The organism is Paraburkholderia sp. J67, assembly GCF_905220265.1.
In the GTDB taxonomy this organism is placed as follows: Bacteria; Pseudomonadota; Gammaproteobacteria; order Burkholderiales; family Burkholderiaceae; genus Paraburkholderia.
This window is the reverse complement of the sequence record NZ_CAJMZK010000011.1, coordinates 196,983-214,032: the sequence shown is the minus strand read 5'-3', so window position 1 is coordinate 214,032 and position 17,050 is coordinate 196,983. Positions and strand designations below refer to the sequence as shown.

At 64.8% G+C, this 17,050-nt stretch carries 17 protein-coding genes; 13 read left to right on the top strand and 4 right to left on the bottom strand.

Annotated elements, in window-relative coordinates; all coding sequences use genetic code 11:
- The first annotated feature begins 391 nt into the window (after positions 1–391).
- The 3 genes from U5782_RS21405 (at position 392) to U5782_RS21395 (ending at position 4,292) form a co-directional block, all read left to right on the top strand.
- Complete coding sequence (locus tag U5782_RS21405) at positions 392–2,482, top strand: glycoside hydrolase family 28 protein (RefSeq protein WP_322045879.1); 2,091 nt, start codon at positions 392–394, stop codon at positions 2,480–2,482.
- 142 nt (positions 2,483–2,624) lie between these two features.
- A complete protein-coding gene (locus tag U5782_RS21400) occupies positions 2,625–2,801 on the top strand; it encodes a DUF1328 domain-containing protein (RefSeq protein ID WP_322045878.1) in 177 nt (58 codons plus the stop codon).
- A gap of 318 nt (positions 2,802–3,119) precedes the next feature.
- The gene (locus U5782_RS21395; RefSeq protein ID WP_322045877.1) at positions 3,120–4,292 is read left to right on the top strand and encodes a porin; all 1,173 of its coding nucleotides are present in this window, start codon (positions 3,120–3,122) and stop codon (positions 4,290–4,292) included.
- 90 nt (positions 4,293–4,382) lie between these two features.
- Here the strand turns inward: U5782_RS21395 and U5782_RS21390 are convergent, their stop codons facing one another.
- Positions 4,383–4,781 carry a PPC domain-containing DNA-binding protein gene (locus U5782_RS21390; protein WP_322045876.1) on the bottom strand — a complete coding sequence of 133 codons (399 nt, stop codon included), beginning with the start codon at positions 4,779–4,781 and terminating at the stop codon, positions 4,383–4,385.
- A 145-nt stretch (positions 4,782–4,926) separates the two neighbouring features.
- Between U5782_RS21390 and U5782_RS21385 the strand changes: the two genes are divergently transcribed.
- Complete coding sequence (locus tag U5782_RS21385) at positions 4,927–5,382, top strand: hypothetical protein (protein WP_322045875.1); 456 nt, start codon at positions 4,927–4,929, stop codon at positions 5,380–5,382.
- A 55-nt stretch (positions 5,383–5,437) separates the two neighbouring features.
- Entirely contained in the window at positions 5,438–6,118 is a 681-nt protein-coding gene (locus U5782_RS21380) for a polysaccharide pyruvyl transferase family protein (protein WP_322045874.1), read from the top strand.
- Positions 6,119–6,280: 162 nt separating this feature from the next.
- On the opposite strand, the gene U5782_RS21375 is transcribed toward U5782_RS21380, so the two are convergent.
- The 3 genes from U5782_RS21375 to U5782_RS21365 all read right to left on the bottom strand — a co-directional run bounded on the left by U5782_RS21375 (position 6,281) and on the right by U5782_RS21365 (position 10,650).
- Entirely contained in the window at positions 6,281–7,435 is a 1,155-nt protein-coding gene (locus U5782_RS21375) for a porin (protein WP_322045873.1), read from the bottom strand.
- Between the two features lie 531 nt (positions 7,436–7,966).
- Positions 7,967–9,520: a DHA2 family efflux MFS transporter permease subunit gene (locus tag U5782_RS21370; protein WP_322045872.1), complete on the bottom strand. Its 1,554-nt coding sequence runs from the start codon at positions 9,518–9,520 to the stop codon at positions 7,967–7,969.
- A 203-nt stretch (positions 9,521–9,723) separates the two neighbouring features.
- Complete coding sequence (locus U5782_RS21365) at positions 9,724–10,650, bottom strand: carbon-nitrogen hydrolase family protein (protein WP_322045871.1); 927 nt, start codon at positions 10,648–10,650, stop codon at positions 9,724–9,726.
- 88 nt (positions 10,651–10,738) lie between these two features.
- On the opposite strand from U5782_RS21365, the gene U5782_RS21360 reads away from it, so the two are divergent.
- The 8 genes from U5782_RS21360 to U5782_RS21325 all read left to right on the top strand — a co-directional run bounded on the left by U5782_RS21360 (position 10,739) and on the right by U5782_RS21325 (position 17,042).
- Positions 10,739–11,662 (top strand): LysR substrate-binding domain-containing protein, encoded by a 924-nt coding sequence (locus tag U5782_RS21360; RefSeq protein ID WP_322045870.1) that lies wholly within the window; start codon positions 10,739–10,741, stop codon positions 11,660–11,662.
- Between the two features lie 117 nt (positions 11,663–11,779).
- Positions 11,780–12,079 carry a YXWGXW repeat-containing protein gene (locus tag U5782_RS21355; RefSeq protein WP_322045869.1) on the top strand — a complete coding sequence of 100 codons (300 nt, stop codon included), beginning with the start codon at positions 11,780–11,782 and terminating at the stop codon, positions 12,077–12,079.
- A gap of 270 nt (positions 12,080–12,349) precedes the next feature.
- Positions 12,350–12,976 (top strand): RNA polymerase sigma factor, encoded by a 627-nt coding sequence (locus U5782_RS21350; RefSeq protein ID WP_415914376.1) that lies wholly within the window; start codon positions 12,350–12,352, stop codon positions 12,974–12,976.
- Complete coding sequence (locus U5782_RS21345) at positions 12,973–13,452, top strand: hypothetical protein (RefSeq protein ID WP_322045867.1); 480 nt, start codon at positions 12,973–12,975, stop codon at positions 13,450–13,452. The genes U5782_RS21350 and U5782_RS21345 overlap by 4 nt, the downstream gene beginning before the upstream one ends.
- Positions 13,449–13,973: a periplasmic heavy metal sensor gene (locus U5782_RS21340; RefSeq protein ID WP_322045866.1), complete on the top strand. Its 525-nt coding sequence runs from the start codon at positions 13,449–13,451 to the stop codon at positions 13,971–13,973. Before U5782_RS21345 ends, U5782_RS21340 begins: the two co-directional genes overlap by 4 nt.
- A gap of 111 nt (positions 13,974–14,084) precedes the next feature.
- Entirely contained in the window at positions 14,085–15,536 is a 1,452-nt protein-coding gene (locus U5782_RS21335) for a DUF1800 domain-containing protein (protein ID WP_322045865.1), read from the top strand.
- Positions 15,537–15,541: 5 nt separating this feature from the next.
- Entirely contained in the window at positions 15,542–16,690 is a 1,149-nt protein-coding gene (locus U5782_RS21330; RefSeq protein WP_415914375.1) for a DUF1501 domain-containing protein, read from the top strand.
- 142 nt (positions 16,691–16,832) lie between these two features.
- Positions 16,833–17,042, top strand: coding sequence for a YXWGXW repeat-containing protein (locus U5782_RS21325; protein ID WP_322045864.1), 210 nt, complete (start codon positions 16,833–16,835; stop codon positions 17,040–17,042).
- Positions 17,043–17,050: the final 8 nt, after the last annotated feature.

Here is a 17,050-nt window from a genome sequence, read left to right as displayed (position 1 = left end):
TCGATCTGTACGAATACGCTACAGATCCAGTACGTCTACGCGATGGCGCGCTTCATCACAATTTTCTGCGCCGATGCGCGCTCTCTTGTTCAACATCAATCGTGCAAGCAGGTTTTGCTGGCGTCATATCGAATCCGCCTTGATTTTCGTCAATATCTCGCTCGATACAGTCCGTTTGCTTTACGGCATCCAGCGTTGTCATTGCGCATAAGGAAGGAATCCTGACCACTTAATCCTGAAAAACCGCCAGGGCATTCACCAGGTGTGATGTCACTTCATCGGATCACTACACTACGCGGCGTTGTAAGACAACAAAGCAACGGCAAGCACGTTGCCAGATGAGTGGCTTGCCGATATCCGCGCAGCTCAACGCACTCCGATGGGATCACACATGGCACCCAGCCCCGACAAGGACAGCCCCCTTTCTGATGCCGCTCACGCGTCACACACGCGAGACGCACGCACACAGCCCCGCCTCGCGCGGCCCGGCCTGATCAGCACGATGGCGGCCACGCTGTTGCTCGCCGCGTGTGGCGGCTCGGGCTCGCCCTCGGCGACCAACGGGAACGTCGAGAACACGACCTCCGCTGTCACACCTGCATCGGCGAGCCAAAGCGCGGACAGTCCGGCCTCCGCGAGCGATAGCTCGCTCGCGCCGGTTACGCCCGTCACACCGACTCCCCCCGCGAGCGATATCACGCCCGCAAGCGACGCATCGGGCGGCAATACCTCATCTGGTGGCAACGATACGAACGGCGGCGGCACCACGCCCACGCCCCCCGGCTACCCGGTCGGCACGACGACCTCGGACAGCGCCTTGCCGCCCGAACCCACGCTGCCCGCCGCCAGCCAGGTTTGCGCGACGCTGAACGCCGGCCTCACCGCGCAAGCCAACGGCCTGCTGCCCGACAGCGCCGACGCTAGCAACACCGCACCCGACACCTCGCGCATCCAGGCCGCGCTCACGAGTTGCACCAACGCCGCGAGCACGGGCCTCGCCACCAACAAGGCCGTGCATCTCGTGGCCGGCCCCGGCGGCGCGAACGCGTTCCTCTCCGGCCCGCTCACGCTGCCGAGCGGCGTGACGCTCTGGATCGACGGCGGCGTCACGCTGTTCGCCTCGCGCGACCCGCGCCAATACGACAAGACCAAGGGCACGGCAAGCTGCGGCCTGATCACGGCAAGCGACAACGGTTGCAACGCGCTCATCACCGCCGCCAAGACGAGCAACAGCGCGGTAATGGGCGACGGCACCATCGACGGACGCGGCGGCAGCCAACTCGTCAGCAGCATTCCCGGCGACCCGGCGCTCCTCAAGCGCCCGAACGGCACCGCCATGAGCTGGTGGGATATCGGCTGGCAGGGCAACGTCGTGCAGAACGCCTCGCAGAACAACCCGCGCCTCATTCAGATCAACAACGGCCGCAACTTCACGCTCTATCGCATCACGCTGCAGAACGCGCCCAAATTCCACGTGGTGCCAAGCGGTATCGACGGCTTCGTCGCCTGGGGCGTCAAGATCTTCACGCCGACTGCCGCTTACGAGTCGATGAACAATTACCTTGACGTGCCCTACAGCACGCTCAACGCCAAGAACACCGACGGCATCGACCCGGCCAGCTCCGGCCCGATCACGAGCAACCCGGGCAACCCCGGCAAGCTCACCGGCGACGCCAGCAATATCCTCATCGCCTACACCTCGATCCGCACCGGCGACGACAACATCGCCATCAAGGGCGGCACGGGTGCCGTCAACGGCCGCACCTATAACGTCACGATCGCGCACAGCCACTTCTACGAAGGCCACGGCATGTCGATCGGCAGCGAGTCGGCGGGCTCGGACAACGGCGCCGTCAACACCGACGTCACCGCTCTGGACGGCGTTTATCCGAGCGTGAGCAACGTGAACGTCTACGACCTCACGCTCGATGGCACCGACAACGGTCTGCGCATCAAGTCGGACTGGAGCCGCAGCGGGCTGATCGCCAATATCAACTACCAGAACGTGTGCATCCGCACGGCGGCGCAGACGGCTTCGCTCAAGCCGCAGGCGCTGATCTTCTCGCCCTACTACAGCCCGACGACCAACGCCGGCCTCTATCCCAACTTCCGCAATATCAACCTCGACGGTATCCGCATCGTCAATGCGTCGGGCTATACGTTCCAGGGCTTCAATACGACGAGCCCGATCCTCGCGGGCAAGGGCTGGTCGGCCGGCACGATCGGCCTGCCGAATCCGGCGGTCGTCAATCCGTTGCAGATCACGCTGAACAATGTGGTGGCGGATGCCGCGCCGTCCTCGATGACGGCCGCCGATGCGCAGGTCGGTATAGGTGCGGGAGGTACGACGCTGCCGCTGCAAGGGCTGGGCAATAGCGTGGTGCTGACTCAGCTGGCGAGCGGTGCGGCGAATCCGCCGGTCGATTGCAGTCTGGCGTTCGTGCCGTTTCCGGGGAGTCTGGGGGCGCGTGCCGCGCGCTGATTACTCCCTGCCGCCGGGCGATTCGAAAGGGTCGCCCGGCGGCGCGTTCCCCCAGGCACACCGATTGCTCCTCCAATAAAGCGTCAAATCAGCCCAGTACCGGCGTCCGCTTAAGGCCGCCCACACGAGGAGAAAATCGACCATGCTCAAAATGGCTCTGTTCTTTGCTATCGTGGCCGTCATCGCGGCCCTGTTCGGCTTCACCGGCGTCGCGGCGGGTGCGGCCGCCATCGCCAAGATCCTGTTCTTCATCTTCCTCGTTCTGTGCGTCGCCTTCCTGCTGCTCGGGGTGTTCGTCGCGAAGAAGATCGTCGATTAGCGGTGCGGGCGGGCGCGGCCAGCAAGGCGGCGCCCGCCCGGCCTCGAATACTGTTTATCCCCGCCGCGCGGCGTCCGCCAGCGCGCCATTCCCCTGCAGTTTCCCTCCTCCCAAGCCCGGCTTTCACGCGCGCTTAACTCTTTCCTGTCCGAAATCTAAAACAAGTTTCATTTTGCAGGCCATTTTCGACATGTACCTGTAATTGCATTTCCTTAAATTCTCGTCTCCTGCTGCATCGCTGCAAACAATGCATATCGGACTACTAACCACACGCTCGTCCGTGCGCATGGGGACTTATCTTTCTACTACGGAATCGACATGAAAAAAGCGTTGTTGAATACTCTCGCCCTCGCCACCCTGGCGGCGTCGTCGATGGCGCACGCGCAAAGCAGCGTCACCCTGTACGGCACCGTTGACGCGGGGCTCGACTACATCAGCAACCAGAAGTCGTCGACGGGTCACGGCACCACCTGGGGCGTGGAGTCCGGCAATCTCAGCACGAGCCGCTGGGGCCTGCGCGGCGCCGAGGACCTGGGTGGTGGCCTGAAGGCAATCTTCGACCTGGAGAACGGCTTCTCGGTCGTCAACGGCAAGGGTTCGAACGGCGGCTACATGTTCGGCCGCCAGGCATGGGTGGGTCTGTCGAGCAATCAGTACGGCACGCTCACGCTGGGCCGTCAGTATGACGCGCTGGTGGACCTGATCGCGCCGATGTCGGCGACGGGCTCGGGCTTCGGCGGCAATATCGCCGAGCACCCGTTCGACAACGACAACCTCAACAACGATGTCCGCATGAACAATTCGGTGAAGTTCCGCACGGCAACGTATGCGGGCTTCCAGGGTGAAGCGGCCTTCGCATTCAGCAATACGGGCGGCGGCTTCGCGGAAAACAGCGCCTATACGTTCGGCGCGTCGTGGAACAGCGGTCCGATCAACCTCGCGGTCGCGTACTTCCAGGCCAACAATCCGGGCTCGACCACGAGCGGCGCGCTCTCGGCGGGCACCAACACCGATAACGACCCGATGTTCGTCTCCGAACGCACGCGCACGCTGGGCGCGGGCGGCAGCTACACGCTCGGCGCGGCCAAGGTCGGCCTCGTGTTCACGCGCACGATGATCGCCTCGCCCACGGAAATCGCCCAAGGCGGCTCGCTCAACACGTTCGACGCGGACTACCTCACGTTCAACAACTTCGAATTGAACGGCCGCTACCAACTCACGCCGCAATTCAGCCTGGGCGGTTCGTACGTCTACACCGACGGCTCGCTGAGCCGCGCGGCAGGCAATGCGTCGCCGCACTGGAACCAGTTCATGCTGCAAGCCGATTACGCGGTCTCCAAGCGCACCGACCTGTACCTCGAAGGCGTGTATCAGCGCGTCTCGGGTGCGAACGGCATCTCCGTGCTCGGCAATGCGTCGATCTACAACCTGGCGGCTTCGTCGAGCAACACGCAGGCCGTCGTCGCAGCGGGCATGCGCTTGAAGTTCTGATGATTCGGGCACGCGCCTGAATGAACGCGGCGGCGCGTCCGGTCTCGATGACCGGCGCGCCGCCGCTTCGCTTTGTGACGACGCTTCTCGTTATGTCGTTTTGCGCACGACAAGCTCAGGAAATCCCGAGCGTGCGTCGTGCTCACGCGAGAAGCGGTAATCGGGCAGCAGCATGAGCAGCACTTCGGCCGTGGTCCGCACGATGCAGCCGGGCGCGACATGGCCGCCCTGGACTCGGCCCTGCGAGTCGGACACGCTCATATGCAGATGCGGACCATCGGGCGACAACGAACCGGCGAGCGTGAGGATTTCGTAGTCGCCGCGCAACGACGTGGGGACATCGACGCCCGCGAAGCGCAATTCGACCGCGCTCAGGCTGCCGATTCCCTGCACGACCCAGGCGGCCTGCACGCCCTGTTCGGCGAGCACCGCGCCCAGCGCATCACGCAGATCGTCGCCAGGCGACAGCCTCAGGGGTAGCGCTTGCATCGTCGGCTCCTCGCGGGTTCGGGCATGACAGGTTAAAGCCGTTCGCGACGGCTTGCAACGCGGCGCAATGCAACGCGTACGCCAGGCGTAGTATCGGTTTCGTGCGGATTCCGTTCGGCTCGCACATACGCTACGAGGCTCGCTCATGCCCTCTGCCGCACACACGGTTCTGTTCAGCGCATTCGATCGCCATAATCTTGGCGATCTGCTGTTTGCGCATGTACTCGCCCGTATGCTCGCGCTGCGGGCGTTGCTGTTTGCGGGACTTGCGACGCGTGATCTACGAGCGTTCGGGGGGCATCGTGTACACGCGATCACAGAGATCGCAGCCAACGACAAACCGGTCGATATCATCCACGCAGGCGGCGAACTGTTGACTTGCGATGCGTGGGAAGCAACGGTGATGCTTTCACCGCCAGAGCACGTGCAATCGGTCATCGCCCAGCAAAGCGCATGGGAAGCCGATCCTCTTGAGTGGTCGAGAACCCACCTCGGCAGGGCAACTCGCGCGCCCTACGTGCTATCGAAATCCGCGTTGCCGGAACTGCGGATCAGACGCATCGTCTTTCATGCCATGGGCGGCGCGAGCCTTGCGCCTTGACGCACCCTTTCGTGAAGAAGTCGTCGATCGGCTTCGGCATGCCGATGAAGTCAGCGTGCGTGATCGCGTAACGCAAACGCATCTGCACGCACACGGCATCGAAGCACGACTCGCCCCCGACCCCGCCGTGATGGCGGCCGCACTGTTTGGCGGGCGCATACGCACACGCGCCGGGCAAGCGCCCCTTCAGGCGATATCCAATGCCTTTGCGCAAGGCTATGCCGCGGTCCAGTTCGATGCGAGCTTCGGCGACGATGCCACGCTCGACATCCTCGCGCGCGAACTCTCGCGCGTCGTGAAGGAACAGCGCCTCGGCATCGTGCTATTTCGTGCGGGCGCCGCGCCGTGGCATGACGACCTCGCGATTTACGCGCGACTCAAGCAACGCATGCTCGCGAACGTGCTGCTCTTCGACTCGCTCGATATCTGGGACATCTGCGCGCTGATCGCTGCGAGCCGCATCTATATCGGCAGCAGCCTGCACGGGCGGATCGTGGCGATGGCGTTCGCACGGCCACGCATCAACGTCGTGCACGGGGATGAAAAACGGCAGCCGCCCAAACAAGCCGCCTTTGCGGCGACATGGGAGCCCGATGGCATCGCCGCGACAACGACGATAGAGGAAGTTGCGCAGGCAACAAGCGCCGCGCTGAATCTGCCAGACGCATTGCTGCGCCACACAGCCGACGATCTCGTGCGCCGTTATCGCACGGCCTTTGCGACATCGCCGCCATAAAACAAGGCCCGTAAACGGCAACTGGCCCGCCGCGCGAAACGTGCCTTGCGAGCACATTTCGCGCGACGGGCCAGCCTTGATGCTTGCCTGTCGAACGCGCGGGCGAACCGGCCGATCCGCCGCGCGCGCTATTCAGTCAGCGATCAAACCGTCAGGCTTCGATTAGAAGCGGTGACGCAGACCAACGGTAGCAGCGACCTGGTTCGGCGTGGTCGACGGCGACAGCGTGTTGATCATAGCGACGTTAGCCGTGCCACCCAGCGAGCCCGAAGCGTGCTGGTAGACGCCTTCGACGTACACGTCGGTGCGCTTCGACAGCGAGTAGTCAGCTTGCAGCGAAACGGTCTGCCACTTCGGATCCGTCGAGCCAGCCGTGTTCTTCAGCTTGCCGTCGGTGAACGTGTACGATGCGTCCAGGCTCAGAGCCGGGGTCAGCGCGTAGCGGCCGTTCAGTTCGAAGTTGTCGAGGTGCAGGTTCGTGTTCGACGGGATCGTGAAGTTCGTGCTGCCGCCTTGCGATTCAGCGATCAGGCCTTCGTATTGCGTGTGGGTCCACACGAAGCCGACCGTTGCCGGACCGTACGTGTAGTTCAGGCCAGCGCCGAACGTGCGTTGCGTTTCAGCCGACAGGTTCGTGTTGTTGCCTGCGCCTGCCGAGTTCGCGCCGCTGGTGTTGCCGGTACGCGAGTTGTTCATCTGCAGGTAAGCTGCCGATGCGTTCAGCGGGCCGTTGTTGTACGAAGCACCAACGCTCCATGCGCGGTTGTTCGCGAACTGGCCAGCGTCGTTGCTGAAGCCGTACAGGCCGCCGAACTTGAAGCCAGCGTAGTTGACGCTCGTGTACTTGACCGAGTTCTTGATCGAGAACGAGTGGTCGAGGTTGTCGTTGTCGAACGGGTGAGCGGCCAGGTTGTTGCCGTAGCCAGCGCCTGCTTCCGACAGCGGCGACAGGTAGTCAACCATCGAGTCGTACTGGCGGCCCAGCGTCAGCGTACCGAAGCGGTCGCTTTGCAGACCGACGAATGCCTGACGATTGAACATCGTGCTGGCTTCCGTGTCCTTGCCGTTGTTCAGGTTGAAGCCGTTTTCCAACGTGAAGATCGCGTGCAGACCGCCACCCAGGTCTTCGCTGCCCTTCAGGCCGAAGTACGTGTCCGACAGCGAGCCGCTGCCTTGATTCCATGCTGCGTGGCCGCCTGCGTTGTTCGCGTAGACGATACCCGCATCCAGCGAACCGTACAGCGTGACGCTGCTTTGTGCGTGAGCCGAAACTGCGAACGCGCTCAGGACGCCCGCGATGATCAGAGTGTTCTTCATGACTTTCCTAAATAAACTTGCTTGACTTGCAGACCGCGCTGAAATAGCCCCGGGTATGGGGGCCATCCCGCAATCTCTGGCGAAGTTTAAGTGCCACAGACGTACAAACGACCAATGTGCAACCTGGAACAGATATTTGCGAAATATGGAAATATCCAGTTTTTGGTGCTTAAAACCTTGTACCGAAAGGGAAAATTCCACCTGTCCGCGTCATCGTGCTGTCACAGACGTGTGGCAATCACGCGACGCTGTTGTCAAGTTAGTGAATTTGATTATTGTCAAAATCAAGGCAATTAGACTCTGACCCGCATGCTAATATTTCGCCGTCTGAGGTAGCTCCGGAACAGTTGCCAAGGACAGATGGGGTGGCCGTGTCTGCGGCCACCCCATTTTCATTTGTGCTGTGTTTTGGCTACGGATGGGCGAAAGCTGGCGCACCGTTAATCGGTACGCCAGCGCGCGGGGAAATCCGCCAGTCTATTTACATAGTGTTACGCGCAATGACCGGACATTAATCGGCATTAACGGGTATTAATGCGCGCCCGCTGCACTCGAAGCATCGGCCGCGCTGCGCGAAGGCCGCGTAATCCAGATCAGCGGAATGATGGCGATAAAGATGATCGCCGAGATATAGAAGATGTCATTCAGGCCCATGACCGCGGCTTGCGAATCGACCGAGGTATTGAAGAGCGCATAAGCCGAATTGCCGCTCAGATGCAGCGATTGATGCACGGTATCCATCTGTTGCGTGAACACCGGATTGGTTGGGTTCGCCTGCTCCGTGAGTCGCGCGTGATGCAGGATCGTGCGATTGTTGAACGCGTTGCCGATCAGCGACGTGCCCACGGCGCCGCAGAACGTGCGCGCAAAATTCGACAGCCCGGCTGCCGCCGGAATTTTCTCGGGCGGCAAGCCCGACAGAATGATCGAGGTAAGCGGCACGAAGAACATCGCCATTGGAATGCCTTGCAGGAGCGTAGGCAGCACGATGTCCCAATGCGAGACATCGGTATAGAACTGCGTGCGCATCATGAAGACCACCGCGAAGCCGACGAACGCCACCGTGGCGATGTAGCGCGGGTCGCTACGCGGCAACAGACGGCCGATGATGGGCGTGAGAATCACCGCGAACACGCCCAGCGGCGCGGTCGCAAGACCCGAATCCACCGCACGATAGCCGAGATAGCCCTGCATCCATTGCGGCAGCAGCACCAACGTGCCGAAGAACATGCCATAAGCCACCGAGATCGAAATCGTCCCGCCCGCGAAATTGCGCTGCGTAAACAGTCGAATATCGACCACGGGATTCTTCTCGGTGAGTTCCCACACGATAAAGAACGCGAAGCCCACCAGCGCGATCAGGCCAAGCGCCACGATCAGCGGCGAATCGAACCACGCGAGATCCTTGCCCTTGTCGAGCATGATCTGCAACGACGCCACCCAGACGACCAGTAGCGCCAGCCCCACGCCGTCGATCGGCAAACGGCGCGTGGCCGATTCGCGCTCGCGGTAGATGGACCAGGTGACCGCAGCCGCGAAAAGACCCACGGGGATGTTGATATAGAAGATCCACGACCAGTTGTAGTCGTAGGTGATCCAGCCGCCGAGCGAGGGCCCGGCGATCGGCCCGACCAGCGCGGTCATCGACCAGAGCGCGAGCGCCGTCGACGACTTCTGCTTGGGCCACGAGCCGAGCAACAGCGCCTGCGAGAGCGGCGCGAGCGGGCCCGCCACCACGCCCTGCAGAATACGCGCGCCGAGCAGCGTGGGCAGGTTCGGTGCGATACCGCACAGCCAGGAGGCGATCACGAACAGCAGGATCGAACTGACGAATAGCTTCACCGTGCCGAAGCGCTGCGTGAGCCAGCCAGTGAGCGGAATGGAGACGGCATTGGCCGCCGCGAAGATGGTGATGACCCACGTGCCTTCATCGACGGACACGCCGAGGTCGCCCGAGATGGTCGGGATCGCCACGTTGGCGATCGACGAATCCAGGACGTTCATAAACATCGCCAGCGAAACGGCCACCGTGCCGAGTGCGAGCTTGCCGCCGCTGAGCGGCGGGAGGGATTGCGGAGCAGACATGGATTGCGCGAGAAATGGACAAGGGCCCGCGACAAAGCGCGGGCCATGCGTGAGCGTGGCAGAACCAGGCGCTACGATCAATGTCCAGACACGCACTAATGTCTGACACTGGCGACAATAATCCGGGCTTACCTGCCGCCGTTCATTCTGCCACAAGCATTAATCAGTCATCCGTATTATTGATGCCGATTGCGGCAACGTGCTTACTCGCCCGTGAAGTGCACCGTACGTTTGGCCCGTTCGTCCACCGTCAGCGAAAACACATCGGGGCGCGCGTAATGCCCCACGACATCGAAGTCGTAGCGGGCGCGCACGAGTTCGTCGGTGTCGATCTCTGCCGTCACCAGCCCCGTTTCGCCATGCAGCGGTCCCGCGAGTATCTCGCCGAGCGGCCCGACAATCACGCTGCCGCCATTAATAAGCGGGCGCGCCGGGTCCCAGTCCGGCACCTCGATGCCGAGCGCCTCAGGCGACGGCTGCACCTGGCACGCGCTCACGACGAAGCAGCGCCCCTCGTGCGCGATATGGCGCATCGAGCATTGCCAGATCTCGCGTTCGTCGACCGTGGGCGCGCACCAGATCTGCACGCCCTTCGCGTACATGGCCGTGCGCAGCAGCGGCATATGGTTCTCCCAGCAGATGGCCGTGCCGGCCACGCCCGCGGCGGTCTGCACCACGGGCAGCGTCGAGCCGTCGCCCTGCCCCCAGATCAGCCGCTCGGTGCCGGTGGGCATGAGCTTGCGGTGCTTCGCGACGAGCCCCGCGCGCGGATCGAAAAAGAGCGCCGTGCAGTAGAGCGTGCTGCCCGCGCGCTCGATCACGCCGATCACGATCGACGCTTCGCAACGCGCGGACAGCGCGGCGAGCGCATCGGTTTCCGGGCCCGGCACGTCGATGGCGTTTTCGTAGTAGCGCGCGAACGCTTCACGCCCTTCAGGCAGGCGGTAGCCGAGCCGCGTGCCGAAGATCTCGCCCTTCGGATAGCCGCCCAGCAGCGCCTCGGGCATGACGACGAGCGCGGCGCCCGAGGCGCGGATATCCGCTTCGAACGAGAGAATATGGTCCAGCGTAGCGGCCTTGCCTTGCGGCAAGGAGCCGATCTGCAAGGCGGCGAGTGTCGATTTCGGCATGAAGGTTCTCCGTGATCCGGGTAACGAGGCGAATCCGTATGATGGCGGGGTCGCAACCTCGCGCCCACGTGCGCCGCCACTTTCTGCTATGCATGCCCGTGATATCTCCGGCGTCGATCTGAATCTGCTGAAGATTTTCGAAGCCCTGTTCGAAGAAGGCGGCGCAAGCCGCGCGGCGATCCGGCTCGACATGACGCAGTCCGCCGTGAGCGCGGCGCTCAAGCGCCTGCGCGTGCTCTACGACGATCGCCTCTTCACGCCGACCGGGCGCGGCCTCGCGCCCACGGCGCGCGCGCGCGAACTCAAGCCCGTGGTGAGCGATGCGCTCGACCGTGTGCGCCAGAGTCTTGCCATCGCCTCGCCGCATCCTGCCAGCTTTCACGGCCGCGCCGTCGCCATCGGCCTGTCCGACGATTTCGAACTGGCGCTGGGCCAGCCCATCATCGCGCAAGTGGCACGGCACGCGCCGGGACTGCGCGTGATCTTTCGTCAGACTTACAGCCAGATCGTGAGCGAAAGCCTCGGCACTCAGGAGGTGGATCTGGCCATCGCGGCGGGCGGGTTTGGCGCGCGCGGGCTCAGTCATCAGTCGCTCGGTCAGGGCGATTACGCCTGTCTTGTCGATGCGGCGACGCTCCCGGCTCAGGATAGTGCCGCGCTCACGCTCGATGCGTTCGTCGCGCGTGGGCATATTCTCGTTTCCTCGGGCGGTGTGGTCGGCATCGTCGATGAAGCGCTCGCGGCGCAAGGTCTGAAGCGTTCGGTGATCGCCTCGACCACGCACTTCGCCGCGCTGCCGCATCTGCTCAAAGGCACCCAGGCCATCGCCACCATTCCGCGCCACGCTGCCCGCGCGATTGCCGCGCTCACGGGGCTGCGCCTCGTCGAATGCCCGCTCGCGCTGCCGGGCTATCCGATCGAGCTTGGCTGGCGCGCCAATGCGCTGCGCGATGTGGCCGTGGCTCGCGTGCGTGACGCCATCGGCGCTTGCGCGCAGGCCCTGAGCGCCTGAAGCACGAGCGCACAAAAAATTTCGCCGGGCAGCGACGGATTTCGAGCGCCGCCCCGTTCAAGAGAAACAAGGACGCACGAAGGCCGTGCCTCCATCACGAACAACGGGAGGAATGCCATGCTTCGCAAGCCGCTTCAATCCATGCTCGTCGCCGCCACGCTGGCGCTCGCGGGCGCCAGCGCGTTCGCGCAGACCGTCATCATCGCGCCGCAGGCGCCGCCGCCACCGCGCATGGAGAGCGTGCCGCCCGCGCGCGCGGGCTACGCCTGGGACCCCGGCCACTGGCGCTGGGACCACGGCGCGTATGTCTGGGCGCCGGGTCACTGGCAACCGGTGCGCGTGGGTCATCGCTGGGTGCCGGGCCACTGGATCGAGCACGGCCCGAACTGGCACTGGGTGCCGGGCCATTGGGCCTGATACGACGCTCACGAGTCCGATCATGAAGACACTGTTGCTCATCGCGCTCGCCGCCGTGGTCCTCACCGGCTGCATCGTGACACCGGCGCGTCCCGCGTATTACCGGCCCGCGGTCGTCGTATATTGAACACTCGCGTACCGGCCGACGCCGCCGCCACGGCAGCACGGCCCGAGCCCGCGCAAGCCCTGGGAGGGGACGACGATGAGATTCGCGCGGCACACGCCGCTGTCGATTCGCACGCGCAGATTGCGCCGCAACGGTATCGCGCCTTGAGCGATCAAGAGCACGAACCGCCGCGCGACTTTGCTTCGGCTTCTGCTTCTGCTTCGAGCGAAGCGGACCCCGACGCGAACCTCATCGCCCGTGTTGGCACGCGCGATGCCGGTGCGGTGCGCACGCTCGTCATGAACAAGCTGCCACGCCTGCTCGCGATCGCCACGCGCATGCTGGGCGACCGCATGGAGGCCGAAGACGTGGCCCAGGAGGCGTTCATGCGCATCTGGAAACAGGCGCCGCACTGGCGTACCGGCGAGGCGAAATTCGACACCTGGCTGCACCGCGTCGCGCTCAATCTCTGCTACGACCGGCTGCGGGGTCGTCGCGAGACGCCCGCGCAAACGGCCGACGCGCTACCCGAAGAAGCCGATCCCGCCGCACGGCCCGACGAACACATGGAATCGCGCACGCGCGACGAACGCGTGCGCGCGGCGCTTGCCGCGTTGCCCGTGCGTCAGCGCGAAGCCCTCGTGCTCACTTATTATCAAGAGCTTTCGAACGCCGAGGCAGCCGGCCTGATGGACATCACCGTCGACGCGCTCGAAAGCCTGCTGGCGCGCGCCCGGCGCACCTTGCGCGCACAACTGGCCGGCGAAGGGGCCGGCAAGGATCGAGCATGACACCCGAACGATTCCACACACTCGTCGAAGCCTACGGCGCCGATCCGCGCCGCTGGCCAGAGCACGAGCGCGCCGATGCGCTCGCCTGGGCGCGCGCGCATCGCGAGCAGGCCGACGCGGTGCTCGAAGAAGCCCTGGCACTCGACGCCTGGCTCGCTCGCGACATGGTCGCGCCGCCCTCGCGCGCGCTGTTCGAGCAGATCGTGGCGAGCGCGCCGGTGGCCGTGCCGGTGCAGCCCGCTACATCAAAGCGCAAGCGCTTCTGGTGGTCGGGTGCCGCGTTCGCGGGCGTGGGCCTCGCGGGTGCGCTCGCGGGCGCCTTGACGATGTCGATCATGCTGCTCGGCAATGCGCCGCCTGGCGGCTATGGCGAGCAACAAGACACGCTGCATGAAACGCTGCACGACGCAGCGCACGAAAGCAGCTATCTGGGAACAGGTTTCGGCGGTTCGAGCGCCGATTGGGGTGATGAATGAACGCACGCTCGTGGAAGGTGCTGATTGTGGGATCGGTGCTGCTCAATGTGTTCCTGCTCGGTGGAATCGCGGGCGGTGCGTGGCGCTGGTTCGCAGCACGCGACGCCTTGCAGGCGCGCACGCAACAGCAGGCCCAGACACAGCCCGCGCAACGCGCCGCGCTGCGCTTCGCCACCGACAATCTCTCGCCCGAGCGGCAGCAGCAATTCGTCGATGCATTGAAGGCCGCGCGCCGCGAAGGCCGCGACGATGCCCGCGCGGGCCGCGACGACCGTCGTCGCGTGCTCGACCTGCTGGCCGCGCCGCAACTCGACCGCGCCGCGCTCGACGCCGCGCTCGCGCACACGCGTGAAGCCGATATCGCGTTGCGCGCCAAAGTGGAAAGCGGCGTGGCAGATTATGCTGCGACGCTCACGCCCGAGGAGCGCGTGAAGTTCGTCGAAGGTCTTGAGCGCAGCGGTCAATGGCGCTTGCCGCCGCAGCAGCGCAAGGCCGCATCACAAGCGAACACGACGCAGTAAGCGAAGCCGTCAAAAAATAATTCAGCGCAGCAGCGACGGATTCACGCGCGGACGGCGTTTAAGGACAGTACGCAACACCTTGAACGCCACCTCACCTGAAAGGGACCGCGCATGGACAGCCAGCCCACCGCCCGCACCGCCGCGATCGCGATGAATCGCTTCGGCCTGGGCGCGCGTGCCGATGAGACGCCGCCCGCCGATCCGCAGCGCTGGCTGCTCGAACAATTCGCGCGCTACGAGCCGCTGCCCGCTGCGTGGCGCGACGAACCGGGCGCGGTTGCGTTGGCGACCCGCTTCGGCGAGGAACGTCAGCAAGGCATGGCCGATCAGGCCGCCGCTAGCGGCACGCAGGCATCCGCCACGAACAACGCACCCGCATCGACACAACAGGCCGCTCGCCAGGCCATCAACCGCACGATCCGGCACGAAGCTATCGATATCTACCGCAGTGCGGTGAACGCACGCCTGACGAGCGCCCTTCAAACCGGGACGCCTTTCGTCGAGCGCCTCGTCCATTTCTGGTCGAACCATTTCGCCGTTTCTGTCGACAAGGCCGCTATTGCCGGGTTGGCCGGCGCGTTCGAAATGGAAGCAATCCGTCCGCACGTGCTCGGCAATTTCGAAGACATGCTGGTGGCCGTCGAGCAACACCCAGCCATGCAACTCTTTCTCGACCAGACGCGCTCGGTCGGCCCCGATAGCCGTGCGGCCTTACGCGCCGATCAGCGCGATCCCGCGCACAAGCGCGGCCTGAACGAGAATCTGGCGCGCGAAATCATGGAGTTGCACACGCTAGGCGTGCGTACGGGTTACACGCAGAACGACGTCACCGAGTTCGCGCGCGCGCTCACGGGCTGGAGCGTGGCCGCTGCGCGCGGCCCGCAGCCGGGTAATGCGCAGCCGGGCGCCTTCGTGTTCCGCCCCGCGCTGCACGAACCGGGCACGCGCACGGTAATGGGTCGACAATATGATCAGGATGCCGAACAACAAGCACGAGCGATCCTGCACGACCTCGCCCGCGCCCCGGCCACAAGCCGCCATATCGCCTTTCAGCTCGGACGCCACTTCGTCGCCGATAATCCGCCGCCCGCGCTCACCGGGCGCCTCGCCCAGGCCTTCGAGCAAAGCGGCGGCGATCTGCCTACGGTTTATCGCGCACTGGTGACGGCGCCCGAAGCCTGGGCCGCGCTCGACATCAAGTTCAAGACGCCGTGGGAATGGACCGTGTCGTCGATGCGCGCGCTGGGCTGGCGCGAGCGCGGCGACCTGAACGCCGCGCCCCTGCTCACGCAACTGGGTCAGCCGGTGTGGCGGCCCGGTTCGCCCGCCGGCTATGACGACATCGCCGCAAGCTGGGCCGCGCCCGATGCGCTGGTGCGGCGCGTCGAAGTCGCGCAACGTTTCGCGGCGCGCGTGGGCGACCGGTTCGATCCGCGCACGCTCGCACCTGCCGTTCTGCCGGGCACGCTCACGCCGAACACCGCCACGGCCATCGCGCATGCGGAAAGCGCGCCTACAGCCATCGCCTTGCTACTCGTTTCGCCTGATTTCCTGAGGAGATAATCGCCATGCTCTCCCGTCGCCATTTCCTGCGCGTCGCCGCTGCGGGCGCGGGCGCGATGCTCGTCGCGCCGCACATCGTGTTCGCGAGCGCCGCCACTGACCGCCGCTTCGTGTTCGTGATCCAGCGCGGCGCAGCCGACGGCCTGAACATCGTCGTCCCCTATGCGGAGCCGGCCTACGCGGGACTGCGCGGCGCGCTCGCCATCGATACCGACAAAGCGAGCAAGCTCGACGGCACTTTCGCGCTACACCCCGCGCTCGCGCAGACGGCGCAGATGTACCACTCGGGGCAGGCGCTCTTCGTCCACGCAGTAGCCTCGCCGTATCGTGATCGTTCGCACTTCGACGGCCAGAACGTGCTGGAGACCGGCGGACGCGCACCGTACCAGGTCAAGGACGGCTGGCTCAATCGGCTCGTCGCGCAGGTCGGCGGCACGCGCGAAAACGCCATTGCGTTCGCGCCCACCGTACCGCTGGCCTTGCGCGGTGCGGCGCGGGCGACCTCTTACGCGCCCTCGGCGTTGCCCGCCGCCTCCGACGATCTGCTCACCCGTGTCTCCGCACTTTATGAAGGCGACGCGCAGTTGCACGGCCTCTGGAACTCGGCGATGACGGCGCGCGGTCTCGCGGGCGATGCGAGTGCGCGTCAGGACCCGGCGAGTCTCGGCAAGCTCGCGGCGGACTTTCTCGCGCGCCCGGACGGCCCGCGTATCGCCATGATCGAGACCGGCGGCTGGGACACGCATAGCGCGCAAAACGCGCGGCTGTCGAACCAGCTGAAGGCGCTCGATACGATGCTCGCCGCGCTGCGCGACAACCTTGGGCCCGCGTGGGACAGCACGACGGTGCTCGTCGCCACCGAGTTCGGCCGCACGGCGGCAGCCAACGGCACCGGCGGCACCGATCACGGTCAGGGATCCGTTGCGATGCTGCTCGGCGGCGCCGTCGCCGGTGGACGCGTGATCGCCGACTGGCCCGGTCTGCGCCCGGGCGATCTCTACGAATCGCGCGATCTCAAACCCACGGCCGCGCTCGATTCGCTGATCGCGGGCGCGGCCGCCGAAAGCCTGCGGCTCGATCCGCAGCGCACCGCTGCGGCGCTGTTCGAGCAGGCGGGCACGACGCGGCCCATCACGGGATTGATGCGGACTTGAAGCGCGCAAAAGAGAGACGCGCGCCGCATCGCATAAGCCAAAGACGGAATCCGTGCGAGGAGACCTCATGCTGCGCTCTTCCGAGCGCAGCCTCGCACCACGACTCAAGCAACGATAAAACCGTCATCAAGGAGGATCCACCGTGAAAACGAAACTTTACTTCGTAGTACTTGGCTGTGCCGCCGCGCTCTCTGCGTGCGTGGTCGAACCCGCGCGCCCGCCCGAGCCAGCACCGCGCGTCGAAGTCGTGCCGCCCGCCCCCCAACCCGGTTATCACTGGGTCAAGGGCCACTACCGCTGGGAAGGCAACCATTGGGAGTGGGTGCCCGGACACTGGGCCGCCGCCTGGTAAGCACGCTG

Bases quoted from the DNA above. Each gene is read 5' to 3' on its own strand.
- U5782_RS21335 (WP_322045865.1), top strand. From the start codon at position 14,085: ATGGACAGCCAGCCCACCGCCCGCACCGCCGCGATCGCGATGAATCGC.
- U5782_RS21375 (WP_322045873.1), bottom strand. From the start codon at position 7,435: ATGAAGAACACTCTGATCATCGCGGGCGTCCTGAGCGCGTTCGCAGTT.
- U5782_RS21355 (WP_322045869.1), top strand. From the start codon at position 11,780: ATGCTTCGCAAGCCGCTTCAATCCATGCTCGTCGCCGCCACGCTGGCG.
- U5782_RS21365 (WP_322045871.1), bottom strand. From the start codon at position 10,650: ATGCCGAAATCGACACTCGCCGCCTTGCAGATCGGCTCCTTGCCGCAA.
- U5782_RS21360 (WP_322045870.1), top strand. From the start codon at position 10,739: ATGCATGCCCGTGATATCTCCGGCGTCGATCTGAATCTGCTGAAGATT.
- U5782_RS21405 (WP_322045879.1), top strand. From the start codon at position 392: ATGGCACCCAGCCCCGACAAGGACAGCCCCCTTTCTGATGCCGCTCAC.
- U5782_RS21370 (WP_322045872.1), bottom strand. From the start codon at position 9,520: ATGTCTGCTCCGCAATCCCTCCCGCCGCTCAGCGGCGGCAAGCTCGCA.
- U5782_RS21395 (WP_322045877.1), top strand. From the start codon at position 3,120: ATGAAAAAAGCGTTGTTGAATACTCTCGCCCTCGCCACCCTGGCGGCG.
- U5782_RS21345 (WP_322045867.1), top strand. From the start codon at position 12,973: ATGACACCCGAACGATTCCACACACTCGTCGAAGCCTACGGCGCCGAT.
- U5782_RS21400 (WP_322045878.1), top strand. From the start codon at position 2,625: ATGCTCAAAATGGCTCTGTTCTTTGCTATCGTGGCCGTCATCGCGGCC.
- U5782_RS21385 (WP_322045875.1), top strand. From the start codon at position 4,927: ATGCCCTCTGCCGCACACACGGTTCTGTTCAGCGCATTCGATCGCCAT.
- U5782_RS21390 (WP_322045876.1), bottom strand. From the start codon at position 4,781: ATGCAAGCGCTACCCCTGAGGCTGTCGCCTGGCGACGATCTGCGTGAT.
- U5782_RS21330 (WP_415914375.1), top strand. From the start codon at position 15,542: ATGCTCTCCCGTCGCCATTTCCTGCGCGTCGCCGCTGCGGGCGCGGGC.
- U5782_RS21340 (WP_322045866.1), top strand. From the start codon at position 13,449: ATGAACGCACGCTCGTGGAAGGTGCTGATTGTGGGATCGGTGCTGCTC.